Below are 21,154 nucleotides of genomic sequence, written 5' to 3' on the forward strand. Positions count from 1 at the left end.
CCCCCGACCGACTGGAGTGTCAGGCTCCAGTGCTCGACGCCGCTAGAGCGTCAAGGTCCACGTGTCGATCGTGCCGACGTCCGCCCGCGCCACGTCGCGCACGCTGAGCTTCCACGTGCCGTCACGCGCCTCGGACGACAGGTTGGCCGTGTAGGTGGTGTCGACGTTGTCCGCGCTGTCCGAACCGCTGGAGTTCTTCAGCCGGTACGACGTGCCGTCCGGCGCGACGAGGTCGATCACGACGTCGCCCCGGTAGGTGTGTTTGACGTGCACCTCGACCTTGCTCGCCGACGAGGCGTTGCCGCCGCAGCCGGTGAAGGTCACCGCACTGGTCACCGCCGCGCCGAGGTCCGGGATGGCGACGTCGGTGCCGTTGGTCTGCGGCGGGCAGCCCTCGCCGACCACGTTCCAGGTGAAGGTGGTGCTGCCCGCGCCGCCGGCCGACGCGGTCGCGGTGGCCGTCACGGTGTACGCGCCGGGCGTGGTGGCGGTGCCGGTGATCAGGCCGTTGGACGCGCCGAGGGACAGGCCCGGGGGCAGGCCGGTGGCCGACCACGCGTACGGCGCGGTGCCGCCGGACGCCGTGAGCTGGAGGTTCGCGCTCCCGCCCAGCGGCGTGCTCTGGTTGCCCGGGTTGGTCACGGTGACCGCGCCGGTGCCGCCCTTGTTGACGCGCAGCAGGCGGTTCGGGGTGCCGGCACCGGGGTTGGTGACCTTGCCGGCGGTGGCCGAGGCGGTGATGGCGCTGTGCACCTCGGCCGGGGTCTTGGCCGGGTTGTCCGCCAGGTACAGCGCGACCGCGCCCGCGACGTGCGGCGAGGCCATGGACGTGCCGCTCATCGTGGCCGAGCCCGAGTTGTTCGAGTACGACGCCGACACGATGTTCTGGCCGGGCGCGAAGAGGTCGCTGCACGTGCCGTAGCTGGAGAACGAGGCCCGCGCGTCGGTGTTCGCGGTGGCGGCGACGTTGATCGTCTCGGTGACCCGCTGCGGTGAGTACTTGCACGAATCGTCGTTGAAGTTCCCGGCGGCGACGACGTAGGAGACGCCGGAGCGGATGGACGCGCGCACGGCGTCGTCCAGCACGCGGCTGGGCTCGTTGGCCGTGCCGGTGTAGAGGCTCATGTTGGCCACGGCCGGGAGGACGGCGTTCTCGGTCACCCAGTCGACGCCGGCGGCCTCGGTGGACACCGAACCGCTGCCCTGGCAGTTGAGCACCCGGACGGCCTTGAGCTTGACCTTCTTGGCCACGCCGTAGGCGGTGCCGCCGACGGTGCCGGACACGTGCGTGCCGTGGCCCTGGCAGTCCTTGCCGTTCTGGCCGTCGGAGAACGCGTCGAAGCCGAACGAGGCGCGCCCGCCGAAGTCGGTGTGGTTGTAGTTGATCCCGGTGTCGATGACGTACGCGGTGACGTTCGACGCGTCGGTGGAGTAGCTGTACTTCTGGTTGAGCGGCAGGGAGTCCTGGTCGATCCGGTCCAGACCCCACGACGGCGGGTTGTTCTGGTCGGCGAGCACCTGGACCGCGCGGTCCTGCTCCACGTACGCCACGGCCGGGTCGGCGGCCAGGCGCTTGGCCTGCTGGGCCGACATCGTCGCGGAGAAGCCCTTCACGGCCGCGCGGTAGGTGAAGCCGATCCGGCCGCCGTAGCGGTCCACCAGCGCGTCCGCCGCACCGCGCACCGCCGTGCGGGCGAGCCGGTCGTTCTTCAGCACCACGATGTAGCTGTCCTGGAGCGCGTTCGGCGCGCTCTCCGCGACGATCGGGCCTTCCGGGGCGGCGGTGGCCGCGCCGGGCAGGACGACCGCGACCGCGACGGCGGCGGTGGCCGCCAGGCCGAGGCCGAACAGTCTTCCGGGCAGGGTGGGGTGTCGCATCACTGCTCCTCCGGTGCACAGGGCGTCCGGAACGGCCGGCCCTCGACGGCCACGTTGTTCCGGGCGGTGATGAGCGGTGTCCGATCGGACACGGCGAGTATTTGCCGACCGGACCTGGCCCGACAAGAGACTTTCGTACGGTTCCGGCCGATTTCCCGCGCCCGGGATGTCCGGTTTCCGACATTGTCCGGGGTCCGGCGCGGACCCCGGCGGACCCGACGACCGGCCCTTGACGGCACGCGGGCGTCGTCCTACCGTCGCCGGACGTTCGCCCTGCGAGGTGGAGATGTTCCTGCTGGAACCGGTCGGCCTGGGTCGGCGGGAGAACGACGTCTACCTCGCCCTGCTGGAGTTGCGCCGCGCCACCGCGGTCGAGCTGGCCGAGCACGTCGGCGAGTCGCCCTCGGACGTGCGCGCGTCGGTGGCCACCCTGGTCGGCGCGGGTCTGGTGCACCAGTTGGGTTACGCGCCCGCCGCCTACCTGATCGTCGCGCCGGACGAGGCGCTGGCCGCGCTGATCCAGCGGCGGCGCGGCGACCTGGCCCGGATGCAGGTGCGGGCCGAGGAGCTGGCGCAGCGGCTGCGGTCCGGGCCGGCGCACACCGGCTCGCCGGTGGAGCTGGTCGAGGGCGAGGACGCGGTGATCGCGTCGGTGACCAGGCTCCAGGCGCAGGCCCGCGAGGAGGTCCTGGCGGTGGACGCCCCGCCGTACCTGGGCGGGCAGTGGAACCCGAACGACTTCGAGATCACGCAGTTGGCCGGCGGGGTCGAGTACCGGTTCGTGTACTCGGCCGATTCGCTGTCCACGCCGGTGCACGTGGCCAACATGCGGCGCTGCGTGGAGGCCGGCGAGCAGGCCCGGGTGCTGCCCGACGCGTCGATGAAGATGCTGATCGTGGACCGGCGCACCGCGTTGATGCCCGCCTCCTACCAGGACCCCGATCCGGCGGTGCGGCTGCTGGTGCGCGAGTCGGCGCTGATCGACGTGCTGGGGTGCGCGTTCGAGCAGATGTGGGAGCGGGCCACGCCGGTGCCGGCCGAGACCGCCGGGGACAAGCCCGTGCCGTCCGCGCGGGACGGCGAGCTGTTGGCGCTGCTGGCGTCCGGGATGAAGGACCGGTCCATCGCGCGGGCGCTGGGCGTGACCGAGCGGACGGTGGGCCGGCGGGTCACCGAGCTGATGGCGGAACTGGGCGCGCAGTCACGGTTCCAAGCGGGGTTGCTCGCCGCGCGCGAGGGCTGGATCTGACGCGCTCGGCGGTGCGGCGTGCCGGTCGTGCGGTCGGGCCCGGGGCGTCGGGGTGTCCCCATGACCGGTCGGCGGACCCCGCGCCGCCACAACGCTTTCGGTGCGCACGCCCGCTGATCACCGGCACGCCTGACCGGCGTTCCCGCGCACGTCGAATCCGGGGCCACTAAGCTCCGCGCATGGCAAGGTACTTCGACGTGCACCCGGTCAACCCGCAGCGCCGCACCATCGACGCGGCCGTGCAGCTCATCAAGTCGGACGGCCTCATCGCCTATCCGACGGACTCCTGCTACGCGCTGGGCTGCCAGTTGGGCAACAAGGACGGTCTGGACCGCATCCGGCAGATCCGCCACCTCGACGACCGGCACCACTTCACGATCATGTGCCGCGACTTCGCCCAGCTCGGCCAGTTCGTGCACGTCGACAACTCGGTGTTCCGGGCGATCAAGGCCGCGACGCCGGGCAGCTACACGTTCATCCTCCCGGCGACCCGTGAGGTGCCCCGCCGGCTGCTGCACCCGAAGAAGAAGACGGTCGGCGCGCGCATCCCGGACCACGTGGTCGCGCAGGCCCTGCTGGAGGAGCTCGGCGAGCCGATGGTGTCCAGCACGCTGCTGCTGCCCGACCAGGCCGAGCCGCTGGTGCAGGGCTGGGAGATCAAGGAGCGCCTGGACAACGCGGTGGACGCGGTCCTGGACTCCGGCGAGTGCGGCACCGAGCCGACCACGGTCATCGACTTCTCCGACGGCGAGCCGCAGATCGTCCGCCGCGGTGCGGGCGACCCCGGCCGCTTCGAGTGACCGGTCGACCGCGCGGGACCGCAGCGCCCAGGGCGGCGCTGATCGCATGACGACGTCGCACCGGGCACGTGCCCGGTGCGACGTCGGTGTCCTGGCCTCCCACGGCCGCGGGGAACGGCGGTGTGGGTCGGCACCGGCTGCTCGTGCCACGGTCCGGTGGCTGCCGCCGGCTGGGCCACCCCGGTCTCGGGGTGCCGTGTTCGGGTGCGGTAGTCGGTTCCGGGGGCGCGTTGCGGCCCAACGCACCCCCGCACTCTTAAGCCGGCCACGGCACACCCCCGTACGTTAAGCCGGACATGGCGCGTCCGGCGACGGGCGGGCCGCGGTCCGCCCCGTGTGTCCCGAGCCCGACCAGCCCTCGTGCTCCCGGCCGGCGGTGCGGCGGAACGTCCTGGTCATGCTGCTCCCCTCCTGGTTCGCACCGCTGACGTTAGGCCGTTCAGGCGAGTGCGGCCACGCGGCGTCGCACAGACGGGTGACCAGCGGATTCGAGATCCGCTCGACTTTTCCCGCACCGGCGAACCGGAGGGTGGTCACGGCGACGGGGAGGTCGAGTGGGCGGGACGACGGGGATGCGTCACGCGACGGCGTTGCGGCGCGGCGGGTGGACAGGTTCGTCCGCCACCGGGACCACCCGGGCGAATTCACCGTTTCGGGTCCCCGGAGGTGGTCGCGGGCGGTCGGCGGCGCGCCCTGGCGTCGAGCGGGGTCTGGAGGAGCTGCCGGTGCGCGGCGCGCAGCGCGGGTCCCGGGTCGGTGCCCAGTTCGTCGGCGAGCAGCCGGCGGACCCGTTGGTAGCGGGCGAGGGCCTCGCCGGTCCGGCCGGCGCGGTGCAGGGCGAGCAGCAACTGGGCGGCGACCCGCTCGTCGAGCGGGTGGTCCGCCGCGCGGGTGGTGAGCCGGGCCAGTTCGCCCGCGCCCAAGCCGAGGCGCAGCGCGGTGTCGGTGCGCTCGGTCTCGGCCAGGTACCGCTGCTGCTCGGCCGCCGCGCGGACGGCGGCGAGCCACGGCGTGTCCAGCCCGGCGAACGCCTCGCCGCGCCACAGCGACAGGGCGTCGTCGTACCCGGCGAGCCGGTCGGCGTCCGGGCCGGGCCGGCGGGCGGCGGCGGTGAGCCGTTCGAACCGCCGCAGGTCGACCGCGTCCGGGTCGGCGACGAGTTCGTAGCAGCCGGTGCGGCGGACCAGCGCGATGCCGTCGGCGTCGGCCAGGGCCCGCCGCAGCCGGTACAGGTAGCCGTAGAGGGCGGCGCGCGGCCGGTGCGGCGGCCGGTCCCCCCAGACCCGCGCGACGAGCCGGTCGAACGTCACCGGCTGGTTCACCTCGACCGCCAGGGCCACCAGGACGCACCGCTGCCGGGCGTGCCCGAGGTCCGTCCGCCGCCCTCCCAGCACCGCTTCGACCGTGCCGAGCAACCGGATCTCCACCGTCATGCCCCACCTCCCCTCCCCGGTATATCCGGGCCGGGGTGTCCGCCGCCGTTCGAGCTTGTTCGGGGATGTTCGTGCCGGTCAGGGGCCGGTGTTCGGCCTGGGTGACCGGTGTTGCCGCACGGGGCGGACCGGTGCCGGCACCCGGCGCGTGCGGCACTCGCAGCAGCGCGGTGGACCGAACCGCCGATGGAGGGCCGCCGCCGGCTAGACCAGGCTGGGTGCGTGGATGATCACCGGGCGGGGCCGCCGCGGCCCGAGGACGCGACAACCGCCGCCGAGTTCGTCGCCGCGATGAAACGACTGCGGCTGTGGTCCGGGTCGACCTACCGGCAGTTGGAGGGCAGGGCGCAGGCGGCGGGTGACGTGCTGCCGTCGAGCACCACCGCGACCATGCTGGGGCGCGCGACGCTGCCGCGCGAACAGCTCGTCGCCGCGTACGCGCGGGCGTGCGGGTTGGCCGACGCGGAGGCCGAGCGCTGGGTGCGGGCGCGGCGGCGGCTGGCCATGGAACCCGCCGCCCACCCCGTCGCGGAGCCCGTCGCGGAGCCCGTCGCGGAGCCCGTCGCGGAGCCCGCAGAGGAACCCGTCGTGGAGCGCGTGGCCGGATCGGACGTCGAGGTGGTCGCGGAGTCGCGGTGGCGGCGCGGGCGGTGGCCGCTGGTGGCCGCCGTCGCGGTGCTCGTGGCGGTGGCGGCGATGATCACGGCGTTCGTCGTCCGGCCGGGCGCGTTGGAGGACCCGCCCGCGAACGGCTGGTACCTGCTGCGCCCGGCGCACGTGGAGGACCGGGGTTTCTGCGTCGGCGAGGGGCGGGAGCGCAACAAGCGCACGGACCGCCCGCTGGCCGTGCAGCGGCCGTGCGAGGGGGTGGTGCCCGACACCTACCTGGAAGCGGTGTCCGAGGGCGTCTACCTGATCAAGTGGCAGCACCCGGAGGAAGGCTGGGGCTGCCTGTCCGTGGACGGCGCGTACCTGGACGACGAGGCGCTGCTCGCGCCGGACCGCTGCACCGGGGCCGCGCACCAGCGGTTCCTGCTCGAAGCGGTGTCCGCACCCCGGCCGCGCGGGTTCGTGCTGCGGCCGGTGCACAGCGGCAAGTGCGTGGGCGTGCTCGGCGGGCCGGCGGACGTGGCGCACGGCGCGGAGCTGGCGCAGGCGTCGTGCACCGGGAAGGCCGACCAGGAGTTCCTGATCGAGCACGTCGACCGGATGTGACCACCGCGCCCGACCACCGCGCCCGACCACCGGGCTCGATCATGGGGCGACGGCCCGTGCGGGTGTGCGGATTCGATTCGGAAACCACCCGACGGGCCATTCCGACATAATTTGTCGAGACCAATTTCCGGCGGTGCGGACCGGGCGGGAATGGTGGTGCGGCACCGGTCGCGGCCCGGTGGGAACGTTCGGCGCGCCCGTCGGGGAATGCCGGTAATCGTTCTCGGAATTCCCCGTGACCCGGCCGGAGAGGTAGGCTGCCGGGCGGTAGTTGTTCCCCGAACGCACCCTGCGCGTTACCGAAGGGGCCGTCATGACCACCACGATGCCCGCTGACTTCAGCGGCGCGCTGCGGGCCGCGATCCAGCGCAGCGGGTTGAGCCTCAACGAGATCAGCCGGCGGCTGCGCGAGCGGTCGACCCCGGTCAGCATCAGCGCGTTGAGCTACTGGCAGAACGGCGAGAACCGACCGGAGCGGGCCAGTTCGCTGGCCGCCGTGAGCGCCCTGGAGACGATCCTGGGCCAGCCGCCGGAAACGCTGACCGCCCTGCTCGGCCCGCGCAGACCGCGCGGCCGGTGGACCCACCGCCCCGGCCCGACCATCGCGTTCGACCAGGTGTGGGACCGCCCCGAGTCGGTGGCCCGCGCCCTGGCCAAGGTGGACGCCACGCCGGAGGAGCTGGACACGCCGCACCGGCTCTCCCAGCACGTGTCCTACCGGGTCGACGGGCACGGGCACGAGGAGTCGATGCGGGTGCGCCGGCTGATCCGCGCCGACCACGACGGCACGACCCGGTTCCTCTTCGTCACCCGCTGCTCCAGCCTCAACCAGCCGCCCGGGGTGACCTTCACCGAGGGGTGCCGGCCGACCCGCTTCCGCGCCGACGTGCCGTCCTCGACGTGCGCGTTCGAGTTCGCGCTCGACCGGCCGCTGGACGCGGGCGAGCTGGCCGCCGTGGAGTTCGGCGTGCGGTTCCCGCCGGGCCAGACCGACCGGCACGCGCAGTTGGCGATCTACCGGCCGGCGCGGGACCTGGTGCTCCAGATCGCGTTCGACCCCGACCACCTGCCGCGCCACTGCAACGGCTTCTTCCGGCCCCGCAACGCGATGCCGGTGGAGAAGCGGGGCGAGGTGGCGTTCGACCGGGCCGCCGGCACGTTCCAGTTCATCACGCTCGACCCGGTGCCGGGTCAGTACGGCATCCAGTGGAGCTGGGACTAGCCACCGCCGTGCCCGTCCGGCGCGACCGCCGCCGGGGGCCGGACGTGGGGTCCACCACCGGCCCGGCGACCAGGAGCGTCAGCCGGGCCGTGGTGGAGAATGCGGGGAGCGACGCGCGACCGGACGCGGGCGGCGCGGAGCGGCGCGGCTCCGAGCGCGAAGGCGTTGCGGCGCAACGCCTTCGCGGAGGACTCGCGGGGCCGTGACCACCGGGAGGCCCGCCGGGAGCCCGATCGGGGCGGTGCCGGTGCGATCGTCATCTGGCGGCCCTCCCCGGTCGGCTCGAACTGTAGGCGGCTCCCGTCCGGCCCGGGAACGCCGTGCTCTGAAGAAACTCCGGACGCCCCCGCGAGCCTCGCGGGGGGCTCGGCGAGGCCGCCCGCCGTGGCGGGTCGACCTCGCCGCTCCCGTCGACCGGTCGCGCGGACCGGTGCTAGCGGGGCAGGTACGCCCGGTGGGACCGGGAGAACTCGTACCCGTTGTACTTGTCCCAGTTGATCGACCACGTCATCAGGCCGCGCAGCTCGGGGTAGGTCGCCTTCGGCTTGTAGGGCCCGCAGTTCGTGCCCTTCATCAGGCAGTCCAGCGCCTTGTGCGTGTCGCCGACGGAGGTGAAGCCGTTGCCCGCGTTGACACTCGCCGGCAGGCCGATCGCCACCTGGTCCTGGCGCAGGCCCGGGAAGAACTTCGTGGTGTCGCCCTTCACCGGGAACCCGGCCAGCACCATGTCCGCCATGGCCACGTGGAAGTCGCTGCCGCCCATGAAGTGGTACTGGTTGTCCAGCCCCATGATCGGGCCGGAGTTGTAGTGCTGGACGTGCAGCAGGGTCAGGTCGTCGCGCATGGCGTGGATGACCGGCAGGTACGCGCCGGCGCGCGGGTCCTGGCCGGAACCGCCGCCGTAGAACTGGTAGCCGAGCTGGACGAAGAACGTCTCCGGGGCCATGGTGAGCACGAACTTGGACCCGTAGCGGGCCTTGAGCGACTTCAGCGCGGAGATCAGGTTGACGATCACCGGCGAGCTGGGGGTGCGGAAGTCGGTGTCGTTCGCGCTCAGCGACAGCGAGTGGCCCTCGAAGTCGACGTCGAGACCGTCCAGGCCGTAGCGGTCGATGATCGCGCCGACGCTGCGCACGAACGCGTCGCGCGCGGCCGTGGTGGTGAGCTGGACCTGGCCGTTCTGGCCGCCGATCGAGATCAGCACCTTCTTGCCCTGGGCCTGCTTCTCCCGGATGCCGGCGATGAACTCGGCCTCGGGCTCGACGTTCGGGCACTCCGCGACCGGGCACTGCTGGAAGCGCAGGTCCCCGGAGGTGACCGAGGTGGGCTCGGCGAAGGACAGGTTGATGATGTCCCAGTCCGGCGAGACGTCCTTCATCCGGGTGTAGCCCGACCCGTTGGCGAAGCTCGCGTGCAGGTAGCCGACCAGCACCCGCTTGGGCAGGCCGACCGGCGGGGTGGACGTCGTGGTCGTGGTGGGTGTCGTCGTGGTCGTGGTCGTGGTCGGGGTGGTCGTCGTGGTGCTGGTGCTCGTGCTCGTGGTGGGGCCGGTCGTCTTCGTGGTGGTGCTCGTGGTCGTCGACGTCGTGGTGGTGACCGTGGGCGCTCCGGTGCAGGGCACGCCGTTGAGCTTGCAGTTCACCGGCACGGCCGTGCCCGAGGCGTTGAAGCCGAAGGTGACCGCCGCACCGGGCGCGATGCTGCCGTTGTAGTTCCGGTTGGTGAACGTGTAGTGCCCACCGGCGTTGGTCTGCAACGCGTCCCAGTAAGCGCCGACGGTCGTGCCGGACGGGAGGTCGAACTCCACCTTCCACGAGCCGATCGCGGTGCTGGTCTCGTTCTTGATGGAGAACTGCCCGGTGTAGCCGGAATCCCAGGACTGGGTCTTGGTGAACGTGGCGGTGGCCGAGGCGGCGTACGCGGGGGCGAGCCCCACCGCGACGGCACCGGCCACCAGGGCCGCCACCGCCGACACCCTGGCGAACAGGACTCTGCGCGACATCGTCGTATGCCTCCTAGCGGTGGCGGCCTCCAGGTGGACAAAATTGGACTAGACCACAGTCGAGGTGTCAAGGCGCGGAGGCCGAAACCGCAGATCGTCCGGCGAAACGGTGTGATCGCGCGACTACTCTCGGTGGGAAGGCCCCGGCACCATACGAAAGTAGGGAAAATCACGCGGTGATCAGCAACCGCCGGTTACCGTTCCCAGGGTGCAGATCCCGTGGAGAGCCGCGCCGCGCGCCGCGCTGTCGAGCCCGCTGACCCTGGTGGTCAGCCTGGTCACGGCACTCCTGCTGAGCTTCGTGGTGGCCGCCGCGGTGCTGCACTCGGCCGCCTCCGGCAGTGCCGCCGTCGACTACCAGCAGGACCGGCTGTGCACCGAGTCGCTGCACCCGTCGCTGGAAGTCGACCTCCCCGCGAACCAGGTCACGCCGTTCTTCGACGCCGTCCGCCAGTCGGCCGGCGACCAGCCGGTGCTGCCCGCCGCCTACACCCGCGAGGCGCGGACCGACTTCGGGGGCGGGCAGACCTACGCGAAGTTCGGGTTCCGCCCCGGTGCGACGGACCACCTCGACGTCCTCGAAGGCGGCGGCGAGGACGGGCTGTGGGTGCCCAGGAGCATCGCCCTGACCACCGACCTCCGACTCGGCGAGCGCGGCATGGGCGGGAGGCTGCCGCCGGTCACCGCGATCTACGCCGACGTGCGCGACCCGCTGGACGCGTGGTGGTGCTCCGAGCGGCACTACGTCGTCCCGAACACCATGCGGCGCGACACCGACATGCCGACGTCCGTGGTGTGGGTGCCCGACGCCGCGTCGTTCGACGCGCTGCCGCCCGAGCTGACCCCGGTCGTCGACGTGACCGTCCGGTTCCCCAGCGCCGTCCCGAAGACCGTCGACGAGGCCGAGGACCTGCTCGCCGCCGGCACCGCCCGGGTCCGCGAGTACGACGACATGGGCATCCGGGTGATGTCGCCGCTGGTGCTGCCGGTGGAGAACGCCCGCCAGACGGCGCGCAACGTGCGCGCGGCGATCCTGCCGCTGACGCTGATCAGCCTGCTGATCGGGCTGGCCGGGGTGGCCACGGTGACCGTGCAGTGGGCGCAGCGCCGGCACACCGAACTGCGGCTGCTGTGGGTGCGCGGCTCGGGCCCGGCGGCGCTGGGCGGTCGCGCGCTGCTCGAACTCGGCCTGCCGCTGCTCGTCGGCGGGCTGCTGGGGTGGGGCGTGGCCCGGCTGCTGCTGCCCGTCTACGCGCCCTCGACCGCGCTGCCGCCCGGGACCTCGGTCACCGGGGCGCTGGCCGTGCTCGTGGTCGTCGCGCTGAGCCTGGTGGTCACCTGGGCGACCGCCGCGGTGCGCGGGCACCGCGTGTTCCAGGCGTCCACCACCGGCAACCGGGCGCGCCGCGTGCTGGCCGCCGTGCCGTGGGAACTGGCCACCGCCGGGCTCGCGGTGTGGGCGTGGCTGCGCGTGCAGGACAGCGGCCTGTCCTCGCCGACGAAGATCGGCGGGCTGCCCCGGATCGACGCGGCGGCGCTGGCGTTCCCGCTGCTGGTCGTGCTCACCGCGGCGCTGGTCGCGGCCCGTGTGGCGCGCTGGGCGCTCAAGGCGTCGCACCGGGTGTCGCTCTGGTCCAGGCCGGCCGCCCAGCTCGCCGTGCGCAGGCTCGCCGCCGCCGCCGGGCCGGTCACCGGCGTGCTGCTGGTCGGCGTGCTGGCCGTCGGCACGATCGCGGTGGGCACCAGCATCGCGGGGTCGCAGAAGACCGCGCTGGACGTCAAGTCCGGCATGTACACCGGCGCGGAGAGCGTCGTGCGGGTGTCCGACCTGATCGAGCTGCCGGCCGCGCTGCGCGGGAACTCCACCGTCGTCGGGGTGAGCGAGCTCCACGACCGGGTGGGGCTGGTGGTGGACCCGGCGACGTTCCGCGACGGCGCGTTCCCGCAGGACTTCGACCCGGCGCTGCTCGACCGGCCGCTGCGGATCGGCAGCGCCGCCGAGGGCGAGATCGCGCTGCCCGGCCTGCCCCGCCTGGCCCCGGCCGCGCACCTGGCGTCCTTCCCCAAGCTGGGCACGTCCGGCTGGGTCGTGCCGCGCGACCTGATCGCCGACCCGTCCGACGTCGGCTCCTGGTACGTGTGGTCCGCGAAACCCCTGCGCGAGGTGGGTGACGCGCTGTCCGACAGCGGGATCACCTACCGCAACGGGGTCGAGAAGTCGCGGGCGATCGCGGGCCTGCCGTTCCTGACGATCCAGTGGACGTTCGGGTTCGTCGCCGCCATCGGCGCGGTGCTCGCGGTGGTCGCGGCGATGGCGCTGCTGCTGGCGATCGAGGTGCGGCGGCGGCAGAACGCGCTGTCGGCCGCGTTCAGCACCCGGATGGGGCTGCGGCCCTCCGCGCTGCTGTCCAGCCACCTGCTGGAGCTCGGCGCGCTCGCCGTGGCGGCGGTCGTGGTCGGGTCGGCGGCGAGCGCGGTCGGCAGCGGGTACGCCGTGCCGCGACTGGACCCCGCGCCCCGGCTGACCCCGGCCCCGGAGCTGCCCGAAGTGCTGCCGCTGCTCGGCGTGACGGTCGTGGGCAGCGCGCTGGTGGTGCTGGTGGCGGCGTGGATCGCGGTGCGCGCGGTGCGCTCGGCGCGGATCGGGGAGCTGATCCGTGGCTGACCGGTACGAGGAGGGGGAGGCGGCCGTGGCCGACCTGTACGGCGAGCGACCGGCCCGCGCGGACCACGTGCTGCGCCTGGACGGCGTGGGCGTGGAGTACCGGACGCCCGCCGGGTCGGTGAACGCGGTGTCGGACGTGACGCTGGACGTGCCCGCGCGCGGGATCACCGTGCTGGCCGGGCCGTCCGGCTCGGGCAAGTCGACGCTGCTGCGGGTGCTGAGCCTGGTCGAGCGGCCCACGACCGGCGGCGTGGAGCTGCGCGGCAGGGGCACCGCGCGGCTGTCGGCCAAGGCGCGCCGGGCGTTGCGGCGCACCGAGATCGCGCTGGTGTTCCAGAACCCGGCCGACAACCTCGTCGGCCACCTGACCGCGGGCGACAACCTGCGCGCGGCGGCCCAGGCGTCCGGCCGCGCGGCGGCGGTGCGCGAACTGCTGGCCCAGCTCGGCCTGCCGGACACCGCGGACTGGCGGGTCAGCGCGCTGTCGGGCGGTCAGCAGCAGCGGTTGGCGTTCGGCTGCGCGCTGGCGCGCGGCGCGTCCGTGGTGCTGGCCGACGAACCGACCTCGCAGCTCGACTCGGTCTCGGCCGACCTGGTGCTGGAGACGGTGGCGGACCTCGCCGAGCGCGGCGTGCCGGTGGTCGTCGCGTCCCACGACCCCCGGCTGATCGCGTTGGCCGACACCAGGTTCGACCTGCGGAACGGGGTGTTGGCGGCATGACGGCGTTGCGGGCGGTCGGGGTCCGGCGGTCCTTCGCGCAGCCCGGCGGGACGGTCCACGTGCTGCGCGGGGTCGACCTGGCGGTGTCGGCGGGCGAGCTGGTGACGCTGTCCGGGCCGTCCGGGTCGGGCAAGAGCGCGTTGCTGAGCGTGCTGTCCGGGTTCGACCGGGCCGACGGCGGCACGGTGGAGCTGTGCGGCGAGGTGCTGACCGCTCCCCCGGCGTGGCGGCTGTGCGCCCTGCTGCCGCAGGCGATGGGTCTGGCCGGCGAGCTGACGCTGGCCGAGAACGTGGCGCTGCCGCTGCGGCTCGGCGGCCGGGGCGCGGACGTGGGCGGGGTCGCCGCCCTGCTGACGGAACTCGGCATCGGCGGGCTGGCCGACCGCTACCCCGCCGAGGTGTCGTTCGGCCAGCAGCAGCGGGCCGCGCTGGCGCGGGCCGTGATCGGCGCGCCGAAGGTGCTGCTCGCCGACGAGCCGACGGCCCACCTGGACCAGGTCAGCGCGCCCGTGGCGGTGCGGGTGCTGCGCCGCGCCGCCGACGCGGGCGCGGCCGTGCTGATCGCCACGCACCACGAGGAGGTGCACCGGGCGGCCGATCGCACGGTGGTCCTCTCGGCGGGGCGGGTGTCCGTAGGATAGGCCGCGATGCTCCGCCGTCTCGTCGCCCTCGCCCTGGTGCTGCCCCTGCTGGCGGTGCTGCTCATGGTGGCCGACTCCCCGCTCCGGGAGCCGCTCGGCCCCAACCGGGACGCACCCGCCGCGCTGGTCGCGCTGGGCGACAGCACCATGTCCGGCGAGGGCGCGGGCAGTTACGAGCCCGGCACGGACGGCGAGAACGACAACTGGTGCCACCGCTCGACCAAGGCGTCGGTGCACCGGACGAAGGTCGCCGGCGTCGAGAAAGTGTTCAACCTGGCGTGCTCGGGGTCGAGCTCGGAACAGGTCGGCCTCACCGACGGGACCAACAACACCGAGATCTCGCAGGCGCGGCAGTTGGCGCGGATCGCCCGCGAGTACCGGGTGACGACGGTCGTGGTCGCGACGGGTGCCAACGACGACCCGAAGTTCGGCGACGTGCTGGGCGCGTGCCTGCGGGCGTGGTTCGAGCGGGCGGACTGCGCGACGGGGCTGGCCCAGCAGTGGCGCGAGCGCGTGGACCGCATGGTGCCCAAGGTGCGCCAGGCCCTGCGCGACATCCGCCAGGTGCTGCACGACGAGGGGTACACGCCGTTGTCGTACACGCTGGTGGTGCAGTCCTACGCGGCCCCGGTCGGCCCGGACCTGCCCTTCGACCTCCAGAACCTCGCCGGGTGTCCGTTGCGGACGGACGATCTGCAGTGGGTGCGCGACGAGGCGGTGGGCGAGCTCGCGGCGGGCCTGCGCGAGGCGGCGTCCTCGGTGGGGGCGCGGTTCCTGGACCTGTCCCGGGCCGGGGCGGACCACGAGGCGTGCGCCGGCGGGAAGAACCCGGAGCGCGAGTGGTTCACCCGGCTGATGGTCGACTTCGACGGCCTGCGGGACGAGGTCCGCGCGCGGCACGCGTTGCAGGAGTCGTTCCACCCCAACGCCCGTGGGCACGAGCAGTTCGGCCGGTGCATGACGGAGTTCCTCGGCACGTCGGCCCGCGTGGCGTCGTGCGTGGCCGACCGCGACGGCAACCTCAGGCCCGTGCCGCCGGACGGCGACTAGGTCCGGTCGCCTCCGGGGGGACGCGGTTCAGCGCCGCGACCTTCCCCGGAGTGCTTCGATCTCCGCCCGGGTCCAGAACGCGGTGCGGTCGGCCAGGTACGCGGCGGCGTCGCCGGTGGACCAGCCGTGCGCGGCGCGCAGACCGTCGCGGAGCACCCTCAGGTACGGGCCCGAGGGCGCGGTGTGCTCCACGTCGCCCGACGACCAGGGCGCGGTGCAGGTCAGGACCGGGTGGCCGGCGACGTCCCCGAGGTGCAGCAGGGTGTCGTACCGGCCGGGGCCGCGCTGGTCGCGGCCGGTGGCCAGGACCGCGGTGAGGTCGATCTCCGGCCCCGGTTCGCGGTACATCTCCTGCTCGACCACGTCGGCGAACTGGGCGGTGGTGATCAGGTAGCCGCGCAGGGCGGCCGTGCCCGGCAGGTCGGGGTCGAAGAACGCCCGGCCGCCGCCCCAGACCGGTGACCGGGTCGCGAAGTAGATCCCGCCCGCCGCCGTCACCGGGCGCACGGCGCGCGGCGGGCTGACGTCGCGGCAGCCCGGGTAGCCGCGCGCCGCACCGTCGGGCGTGCCGCCCGACAGGTAGCAGTCGAACCGGTCGGCGTGCAGGTTCGACCCGTAGCCGACGTACCAGACGTAGCCCATCCCCGGACCTCCACCGCCGATCATCCCGGCTCCGGCACGACGGGACTGCGCCGGATGGCTGAACTCGTCGCGACCCGGCCACGTCCGCCCGCCCGGCGTACCAGGGTGGTCCGCGACCCGCCCACGACCCCGGAGGCGACCACCGCATGGCACAGCCCGAAGAAGTCCACGACGGCCACGTCTACCACCTCAACTTCAGCAGCAACAGCTTCAGCAGCGGCAACACCGGCGCGCACAAGGTCGTCGTGCTGGTGGCCCAGTACGCGGGCACCGGTCGCGCCACCAGGGCGCTCATCGCGCGCGCCAAGGTCAGCGGCTCGAAGGTCGAACCGGACCTGGCCGAGCTGTACACCGTGCCGCTGGAGAAGCTGGAGGTCCTGCTCCCCGTCCTGGGCGCGAAGGAGCTCAAGGCGGTGAAGGAGCAACTGGTGAAGAAGATCACCGGCTAGCGCGCCACTCGTCCTCCAGCATCGCGTAGACGAGTTCCTCGCCCCACGCGCCCTTGAAGATCTCCGCGTGCCGGAAGTGCGCTTCGCGGCGCATCCCCAGGCGCTCCATCACCCGCCACGACGCGGCGTTCGACGCGTCGCACGACGCGACGAGCCGGTGCAGGCCCAGGTTCTCGAACCCGAGCCGGAGCATGACCCGGGACGCTTCGGTGGCGTAGCCGCGGCCGTGGTGGTCGGGGTGGAAGATGTAGCCGATCTCACCTTGGCGGTGTTCTTCGCTCAGCCACTTCAGGACGGTCTCGCCGATCACCCGGCCGTCGTGCTCGACGGCCAGCACCAGGTGCTCGCCCTCCTTCGCGGGCCAGGTGATCGACGCCTTGTTCGCCAGGCTCTCCGTGGTCTCCTCCGGTGTCTTCGCCTCTCCGTAGAGGTACCGGACCACGTCGGGGCGGGACTGCCACGAGTGCAGCGCCGCGTGGTCGGCGGGGGTGAAGGGGCGCAACAGCAGGCGTTCGGTGCGGATCGGGTAGGCGGGTGCGGTCACGGGTACCAATCTACGAGGATGCCCGCTCAGAGGTCGGCGAGCGCCGTGATCGGGGACTCCACGCAGTCGGCGACGAACCGGAGGAACCCGCCGGCCGTGCCGCCGTCGCACACCCGGTGGTCGAAGGCGAGCGTCAACTGGGTGACCTTGCGGACCGCCAACCGCCCGTCCACCACCCACGGCCGGTCGACGATGCGGCCGATGCCGAGGATCGCCGCCTCCGGGTAATTGATGATCGCGGCCGACCCGTCGACCCCGAACACGCCGTAGTTGTTGACCGTGAACGTCCCGCCGGTCAGCGACGCCGGGGCGATCTTCCCCTCGCGCGCCGACGTGGCCAGGTCGGTGATCGCGGCGGCCAGGTCGGCCGTGGTGCGGGTGTGCGCGTCGCGGACCACGGGCACCACCAGGCCCCGGTCGGTCTGCGCGGCGAAACCCAGGTGGACCTCGTCCAGCACGACGACCTCGTCGCCCTCGACCCGGGAGTTCAGCTCGGGGAACTTCTTCAGCCCCAGCACGGTGAACCGGGCCAGCAGCGAGAGCAGCGACACCGACGGCAGCGCGGCGCGCGCGGCCAGGAAGTCCGTCGCGTCGACGTCCACCCAGACGGTGGCCTCGGGGATCTCGCGCCGCGACGTGGCGAGCTTCTCCGCCACCAGCCCGCGCAGGCCCGTCAACGGGATGCGCCGACCCGGCGCGGCGGGCCGCTCGACCCCGGGCGCGGCCGGCCGGGTGGACAGCGCGCGTTCCACGTCGACCCGGCGGATCACCCCGCCGGGGCCGCTGCCGGCGATGCCCGCCAGCGCCAGCCCGTTCTCCCGCGCCATCCGCCGCACCAGCGGCGAGATGACCGCCGGGGCCAGGCCGACCGGACCACCCCGGGCGGGCTCGGCGGGTGCGGGCTCGACGGGTGCGGGCTGGGCGGATGTGGACTGGGCGGGTACAAGCCGGGCAGGTACAGGCTCGGCGGGTGCGGCTCGGCCGGAGCGGCGGCGGTCGGCGCGGCGGCGGCGGGGCGGGTCGGAGGTGCCGTAGCCGATCAGCACGTTGCCGGAGCCGGTCCCGGCCGGTTCCTCCGCGCCCACCGACAGCAGCACGGAGCCGACCGCGAGCTTCTCCCCCGCTTCGCCGAACCGGGCCCGGACCACGCCCTCGTACGGGCAGGGCACCTCGACCACGGCCTTCGCCGTCTCGACCTCCACCACGGGTTGGTCGATCGACACGTGGTCGCCCACCGCCACCAGCCAGGTGACGATCTCGCCCTCGGTCAGCCCCTCGCCCAGGTCGGGCAGCCGGAAGTCAGGCACCGTACCCCCTCACGACCTCGTCGTCCCACTGGAGCCGCGCGACCGCGTCCAGGATCCGGTCCACGCTCGGCAGGTGGTGCTCCTCCAGCTTCGGCGGCGGGTAGGGGATGTCGAACCCGGTCACCCGCAGCACGGGCGCGTGCAGGTGGTGGAAGCACCGCTCGGTCACCCGGGCCACGACCTCGGCCCCGTACCCGCCGAACCCGGACGCCTCGTGCACCACGACGGCCCGGCCGGTCTTGCGCACCGACGCGCCCACCGTCTCGTCGTCGAACGGCGACAACGTCCGCAGGTCCACGACCTCGACGTCCCAGCCCTCCTCGACCGCCGCCGCCGCGGTCTCCAGCGCGGTCGCGACCATCGGCCCGTACGCGATCAGCGTGACGTCGGAACCGGTGCGGCGGACCAGCGCGCGGTCCATCGGCACGGCCACGTCGGACAGCTCGCCCCGGGTCCAGTACCGCCGCTTGGGCTCCAGGAAGATCACCGGGTCCGGCGAGGCGATGGAGTCGCGCAGCAGCCGGTAGGCGTCGTCGGGGGTGCCGGGCGTGACGACGGTCAGGCCGGGCGTGTGCGTGTAGTACGCCTCGGAGGAGTCGCAGTGGTGCTCGACGCCGCCGATGCCGCCGCCGTAGGGCACCCGGATGACCACCGGCAGCGACACGTTCCCGCGCGTCCGGTTGCGCAGCTTCGCCAGGTGGCTGGTGATCTGCTCGAACGCCGGGTAGGCGAACGCGTCGAACTGCATCTCGACCACGGGCCGCAGCCCGTTCATGGCCATGCCGATCGCGGTGCCGACGATGCCGGACTCGGCCAGGGGCGTGTCGAAGACGCGCGTCTCGCCGAACCGCGCGGCGAGCCCGTCGGTCACCCGGAACACGCCGCCGAGCGGGCCGACGTCCTCGCCGAACACCAGGACGCTCGGGTCGTCCTCCAGCGCGTCGGCCAGCGCCCGGTTGAGCGCGCCCGCCATCGACAGGCTGGTACCCGCCACGGACGCCGTCACGCCAGTTCCTCCGCGAGCGCCGCCGCCTGCTCCCGCAGGTGCGTGGTGGGGGTGGCGTACACGTGCTCGAACAGCGTGGCCGGGTCGTACTCGTGGTCGACGTTCAGCTTCGCGCGCACGGAGGCGGCGAAGTCCTCGGCCTCGGCCGCGATCTCGGCCTTGCGCGCGGGGCCGAGCAGGCCGCGCGCGGTCAGGTGCGCCTCGATCCGGTCGACCGGGTCGCGGTCCAGCCACGCGGCGACCTCGTCGGAGGTGCGGTAGCGGGTGGCGTCGTCGGCGTTGGTGTGCGCCTCGATGCGGTAGGTCAGGGCTTCGATCAGGGTGGGCCCGCCGGACTCCAGGGCCTCCCGGACCACGGCGTACACGGCGGCCACGTCGTTGCCGTCGACCAGCACGGACGGCACGCCGTAGCCGACGCCCTTGGCGGCCAGCGTGGGCGCGGCGGTCTGCTTGGACAGCGGCACGCTGATCGCGTAGCCGTTGTTCTGCACCAGGAACACGACGGGGGCGTGCCACACCCCGGCGTAGTTGAGGGCCTCGTGCGTGTCGCCCTCGGAGGTCGCGCCGTCGCCGAGCAGCACCAGGGCGGCGGTGTCCTCGCCCTTGACGCGCGCGGCGTGCGCGAACCCGACCGCGTGCAGCGTGTTGGTGGCCAGCGGGGTGCACTGCGGCCCGACCCGGTGCTGGTAGGGGTCGTAGCCCAGGTGCCAGCCGCCTTGCAGCAGGGTCAGCGTCTCGCCCGGGTCGACGCCCCGGGTGACCAGCGCGACCGAGTCGCGGTAGGTGGGGAACAGCCAGTCTTCGGTGCGCAGCGCCAGCACGGAGCCGACCTCGCAGGCTTCCTGGCCGCGCGAGGACGGGTAGACGGCGAGCCGGCCCTGCTTCGTGAGCGCGGTGGCCTGGGTGTCGAAGCGCCGGCCGATCACCATCCGGCGGTGCAGCTCCAGCAGCACCTCGTCGTCGGGCATCGCGAGCGGCGAGTCGGTGACCGGCGCGCCGTCCTTGCGCAGCAACGACAGCGGCTCCTCGGTCGGCAGCAACGACCGCTCCCTGGTGGCGACCACGGGCTCCTCCGATGCTCGGCGTGACCGGACACCCGCATGGTCCGCGTCACACCTGCCAAAGATCCAGATCCGAGGTGGAATTCTGGACGGATTGACGCGCGAACGGGTTATCGTCGGCCACATGACGCCCAGCCCTGGACACCCGGCACCGCTCGACGCGACCGACCGGCGCATCGTGGAGGAGCTGCGCGCCGACGGCCGGCTGTCGATGCGGGCGCTCGCGGAGAAGCTGCACATCTCGCGGGCGAGCGCGTACTCCCGGGTGGAGCGGCTGCACCGGGACGGCGTGGTCACCGGTTACACGGCGGTGGTCGACCCGGAGCGCTACGGGTTCGGCATCTCGGCCTACGTGTACCTGAAGATCAGCCAGCACTCGTGGAAAGCGGTGCGGCAACGGGTGCTGGAGATCCCGGAGGTGTGGCACGGCGCGCTGGTGTCCGGTGACTACGACCTGGTGCTGCTGGTGCGCGCGCCGGACGCGCACAGCCTGCGCGACCTGGTGCTCAGCCGGCTCCAGACGATGCCGGACGTGACGTCGAGCCACACCGTGCTGATCCTGGACGAACTGCCCACCGACGGCCACCAGCCCAAGCTCTGACCACGGCGGGACCGGGGGCTCGGCCGCGCCCCCGGTCCCGGTTCCGCTCGGCGGTGCTACCAGCCGAAGTTCTGGGTCCAGCAAATCAGAGGTTGATCAACTAGCCCCTCTTGGCCCCTACCCGCCCCCGCCCGCCCCCTTGACCAGCAATCCCTGAGGGGGCGGGCCCCTTCTCGCCCCGGCCAGCCCCTCCCCGCCCAGCATGGTTTATCGCCAGTTTCTCGCCCGCCGTCCCATTTGAGACGCGAACTTCACTCATATGGACTAGTACCCCAAACGGACCAAACTCGCATACTCTCCTCTGGGTATCCGCAGTGGCGCAGGCTCCGCATGCCAGCGCCCGCGCGGGTAAGGAGGGGAGCGGAATGGAGTCCGGGCCAGAGATAATGGCAAGCCACTTGATCGACTGCACCGATGCTGACGGTGCCCCACTGAGGCTCGGCGCAGCGGCAACGCGTGACGGGGCAGTCAAAATCCTGACACCCCCCGACGGAAGAGCTCCGCTGCTCAACGCCTCGCAGACGCTCGCGTTCGCCCTGTGTGTCCGACGAGCACTCGCAGACGCCTCTACGAGATAGCGAGGGCCTGGCACACTTCACGGCATCATTCGTCGCCGGAGGTACTGATGCAGCCTGCCAGAGCCGTCATCCCCATCCCCATTGTGCTCG

General features: G+C 73.2%; 18 protein-coding genes. 10 read left to right on the forward strand and 8 right to left on the reverse strand.

What is annotated here, in order from left to right:
- Window positions 1-42: 42 nt before the first annotated feature.
- Window positions 43-1,878 (reverse strand): S8 family serine peptidase, encoded by a 1,836-nt coding sequence (locus tag AB0G01_RS18480; protein WP_360946898.1) that lies wholly within the window; start codon window positions 1,876-1,878, stop codon window positions 43-45.
- Between the two features lie 286 nt (window positions 1,879-2,164).
- Here AB0G01_RS18480 and AB0G01_RS18485 point away from each other — a divergent pair, with 286 nt between their 5' ends.
- Entirely contained in the window at window positions 2,165-3,127 is a 963-nt protein-coding gene (locus tag AB0G01_RS18485; RefSeq protein WP_360946900.1) for a helix-turn-helix domain-containing protein, read from the forward strand.
- A gap of 179 nt (window positions 3,128-3,306) precedes the next feature.
- Complete coding sequence (locus tag AB0G01_RS18490) at window positions 3,307-3,927, forward strand: L-threonylcarbamoyladenylate synthase (RefSeq protein WP_360946902.1); 621 nt, start codon at window positions 3,307-3,309, stop codon at window positions 3,925-3,927.
- Window positions 3,928-4,571: 644 nt separating this feature from the next.
- Here AB0G01_RS18490 and AB0G01_RS18495 read toward each other — a convergent pair.
- A complete protein-coding gene (locus tag AB0G01_RS18495; protein WP_360946904.1) occupies window positions 4,572-5,360 on the reverse strand; it encodes an AfsR/SARP family transcriptional regulator in 789 nt (262 codons plus the stop codon).
- A 222-nt stretch (window positions 5,361-5,582) separates the two neighbouring features.
- On the opposite strand from AB0G01_RS18495, the gene AB0G01_RS18500 reads away from it, so the two are divergent.
- Both AB0G01_RS18500 and AB0G01_RS18505 read left to right on the forward strand, forming a co-directional pair.
- On the forward strand, window positions 5,583-6,575 hold the full coding sequence (locus AB0G01_RS18500) for an XRE family transcriptional regulator (protein WP_360946906.1): 993 nt from the start codon (window positions 5,583-5,585) through the stop codon (window positions 6,573-6,575).
- Window positions 6,576-6,888: 313 nt separating this feature from the next.
- Window positions 6,889-7,797: a helix-turn-helix transcriptional regulator gene (locus AB0G01_RS18505; RefSeq protein WP_360946908.1), complete on the forward strand. Its 909-nt coding sequence runs from the start codon at window positions 6,889-6,891 to the stop codon at window positions 7,795-7,797.
- Between the two features lie 433 nt (window positions 7,798-8,230).
- Here AB0G01_RS18505 and AB0G01_RS18510 read toward each other — a convergent pair whose 3' ends face one another.
- Window positions 8,231-9,799, reverse strand: coding sequence for a cellulose binding domain-containing protein (locus AB0G01_RS18510; protein ID WP_360946910.1), 1,569 nt, complete (start codon window positions 9,797-9,799; stop codon window positions 8,231-8,233).
- Window positions 9,800-10,007: 208 nt separating this feature from the next.
- On the opposite strand from AB0G01_RS18510, the gene AB0G01_RS18515 reads away from it, so the two are divergent.
- The 4 genes from AB0G01_RS18515 to AB0G01_RS18530 are packed head-to-tail and all read left to right on the forward strand — an operon-like array spanning window position 10,008 to window position 14,876.
- Window positions 10,008-12,464 carry an ABC transporter permease gene (locus AB0G01_RS18515; protein ID WP_360946912.1) on the forward strand — a complete coding sequence of 819 codons (2,457 nt, stop codon included), beginning with the start codon at window positions 10,008-10,010 and terminating at the stop codon, window positions 12,462-12,464.
- Window positions 12,465-12,498: 34 nt separating this feature from the next.
- On the forward strand, window positions 12,499-13,185 hold the full coding sequence (locus AB0G01_RS18520) for an ATP-binding cassette domain-containing protein (protein WP_360947390.1): 687 nt from the start codon (window positions 12,499-12,501) through the stop codon (window positions 13,183-13,185).
- Window positions 13,182-13,826, forward strand: a complete 645-nt coding sequence (locus AB0G01_RS18525) for an ATP-binding cassette domain-containing protein (RefSeq protein ID WP_360946914.1) — start codon at window positions 13,182-13,184, stop codon at window positions 13,824-13,826. Before AB0G01_RS18520 ends, AB0G01_RS18525 begins: the two co-directional genes overlap by 4 nt.
- A gap of 6 nt (window positions 13,827-13,832) precedes the next feature.
- A complete protein-coding gene (locus AB0G01_RS18530; RefSeq protein ID WP_360946916.1) occupies window positions 13,833-14,876 on the forward strand; it encodes a GDSL-type esterase/lipase family protein in 1,044 nt (347 codons plus the stop codon).
- Between the two features lie 27 nt (window positions 14,877-14,903).
- Here AB0G01_RS18530 and AB0G01_RS18535 read toward each other — a convergent pair whose 3' ends face one another.
- Entirely contained in the window at window positions 14,904-15,518 is a 615-nt protein-coding gene (locus AB0G01_RS18535) for a histone deacetylase (RefSeq protein ID WP_360946918.1), read from the reverse strand.
- A gap of 146 nt (window positions 15,519-15,664) precedes the next feature.
- Here AB0G01_RS18535 and AB0G01_RS18540 point away from each other — a divergent pair, with 146 nt between their 5' ends.
- A complete protein-coding gene (locus AB0G01_RS18540) occupies window positions 15,665-15,967 on the forward strand; it encodes a hypothetical protein (RefSeq protein WP_360946920.1) in 303 nt (100 codons plus the stop codon).
- Here AB0G01_RS18540 and AB0G01_RS18545 read toward each other — a convergent pair.
- From AB0G01_RS18545 to AB0G01_RS18560, 4 genes are read right to left on the reverse strand one after another with little or no spacing between them, the layout of a single operon-like run.
- Window positions 15,957-16,511: a GNAT family N-acetyltransferase gene (locus AB0G01_RS18545; protein ID WP_360946922.1), complete on the reverse strand. Its 555-nt coding sequence runs from the start codon at window positions 16,509-16,511 to the stop codon at window positions 15,957-15,959. The genes AB0G01_RS18540 and AB0G01_RS18545 overlap by 11 nt on opposite strands.
- A 26-nt stretch (window positions 16,512-16,537) precedes the next feature.
- Window positions 16,538-17,818, reverse strand: coding sequence for a dihydrolipoamide acetyltransferase family protein (locus AB0G01_RS18550; RefSeq protein WP_360946924.1), 1,281 nt, complete (start codon window positions 17,816-17,818; stop codon window positions 16,538-16,540).
- On the reverse strand, window positions 17,811-18,791 hold the full coding sequence (locus AB0G01_RS18555; RefSeq protein WP_360947392.1) for an alpha-ketoacid dehydrogenase subunit beta: 981 nt from the start codon (window positions 18,789-18,791) through the stop codon (window positions 17,811-17,813). Before AB0G01_RS18555 ends, AB0G01_RS18550 begins: the two co-directional genes overlap by 8 nt.
- Before the next feature lie 29 nt (window positions 18,792-18,820).
- Window positions 18,821-19,888: a thiamine pyrophosphate-dependent dehydrogenase E1 component subunit alpha gene (locus AB0G01_RS18560; RefSeq protein WP_360946926.1), complete on the reverse strand. Its 1,068-nt coding sequence runs from the start codon at window positions 19,886-19,888 to the stop codon at window positions 18,821-18,823.
- Window positions 19,889-20,009: 121 nt separating this feature from the next.
- Here AB0G01_RS18560 and AB0G01_RS18565 point away from each other — a divergent pair, with 121 nt between their 5' ends.
- Complete coding sequence (locus AB0G01_RS18565) at window positions 20,010-20,486, forward strand: Lrp/AsnC family transcriptional regulator (RefSeq protein ID WP_360946928.1); 477 nt, start codon at window positions 20,010-20,012, stop codon at window positions 20,484-20,486.
- Window positions 20,487-21,154 lie beyond the last annotated feature (668 nt).

The sequence above is a fragment of the Actinosynnema sp. NPDC023587 genome, assembly GCF_040640215.1.
Taxonomy (GTDB): domain Bacteria; phylum Actinomycetota; class Actinomycetes; order Mycobacteriales; family Pseudonocardiaceae; genus Actinosynnema.

What these genes read in the sequence shown, in the direction of transcription:
- AB0G01_RS18480 (WP_360946898.1), bottom strand. Translation starts at nt 1,878, where the DNA reads ATGCGACACCCCACCCTGCCCGGAAGACTGTTCGGCCTCGGCCTGGCG.
- AB0G01_RS18485 (WP_360946900.1), top strand. Translation starts at nt 2,165, where the DNA reads ATGTTCCTGCTGGAACCGGTCGGCCTGGGTCGGCGGGAGAACGACGTC.
- AB0G01_RS18490 (WP_360946902.1), top strand. Translation starts at nt 3,307, where the DNA reads ATGGCAAGGTACTTCGACGTGCACCCGGTCAACCCGCAGCGCCGCACC.
- AB0G01_RS18495 (WP_360946904.1), bottom strand. Translation starts at nt 5,360, where the DNA reads ATGACGGTGGAGATCCGGTTGCTCGGCACGGTCGAAGCGGTGCTGGGA.
- AB0G01_RS18505 (WP_360946908.1), top strand. Translation starts at nt 6,889, where the DNA reads ATGACCACCACGATGCCCGCTGACTTCAGCGGCGCGCTGCGGGCCGCG.
- AB0G01_RS18510 (WP_360946910.1), bottom strand. Translation starts at nt 9,799, where the DNA reads ATGTCGCGCAGAGTCCTGTTCGCCAGGGTGTCGGCGGTGGCGGCCCTG.
- AB0G01_RS18525 (WP_360946914.1), top strand. Translation starts at nt 13,182, where the DNA reads ATGACGGCGTTGCGGGCGGTCGGGGTCCGGCGGTCCTTCGCGCAGCCC.
- AB0G01_RS18530 (WP_360946916.1), top strand. Translation starts at nt 13,833, where the DNA reads ATGCTCCGCCGTCTCGTCGCCCTCGCCCTGGTGCTGCCCCTGCTGGCG.
- AB0G01_RS18535 (WP_360946918.1), bottom strand. Translation starts at nt 15,518, where the DNA reads ATGGGCTACGTCTGGTACGTCGGCTACGGGTCGAACCTGCACGCCGAC.
- AB0G01_RS18540 (WP_360946920.1), top strand. Translation starts at nt 15,665, where the DNA reads ATGGCACAGCCCGAAGAAGTCCACGACGGCCACGTCTACCACCTCAAC.
- AB0G01_RS18555 (WP_360947392.1), bottom strand. Translation starts at nt 18,791, where the DNA reads ATGGCGGGCGCGCTCAACCGGGCGCTGGCCGACGCGCTGGAGGACGAC.
- AB0G01_RS18565 (WP_360946928.1), top strand. Translation starts at nt 20,010, where the DNA reads ATGACGCCCAGCCCTGGACACCCGGCACCGCTCGACGCGACCGACCGG.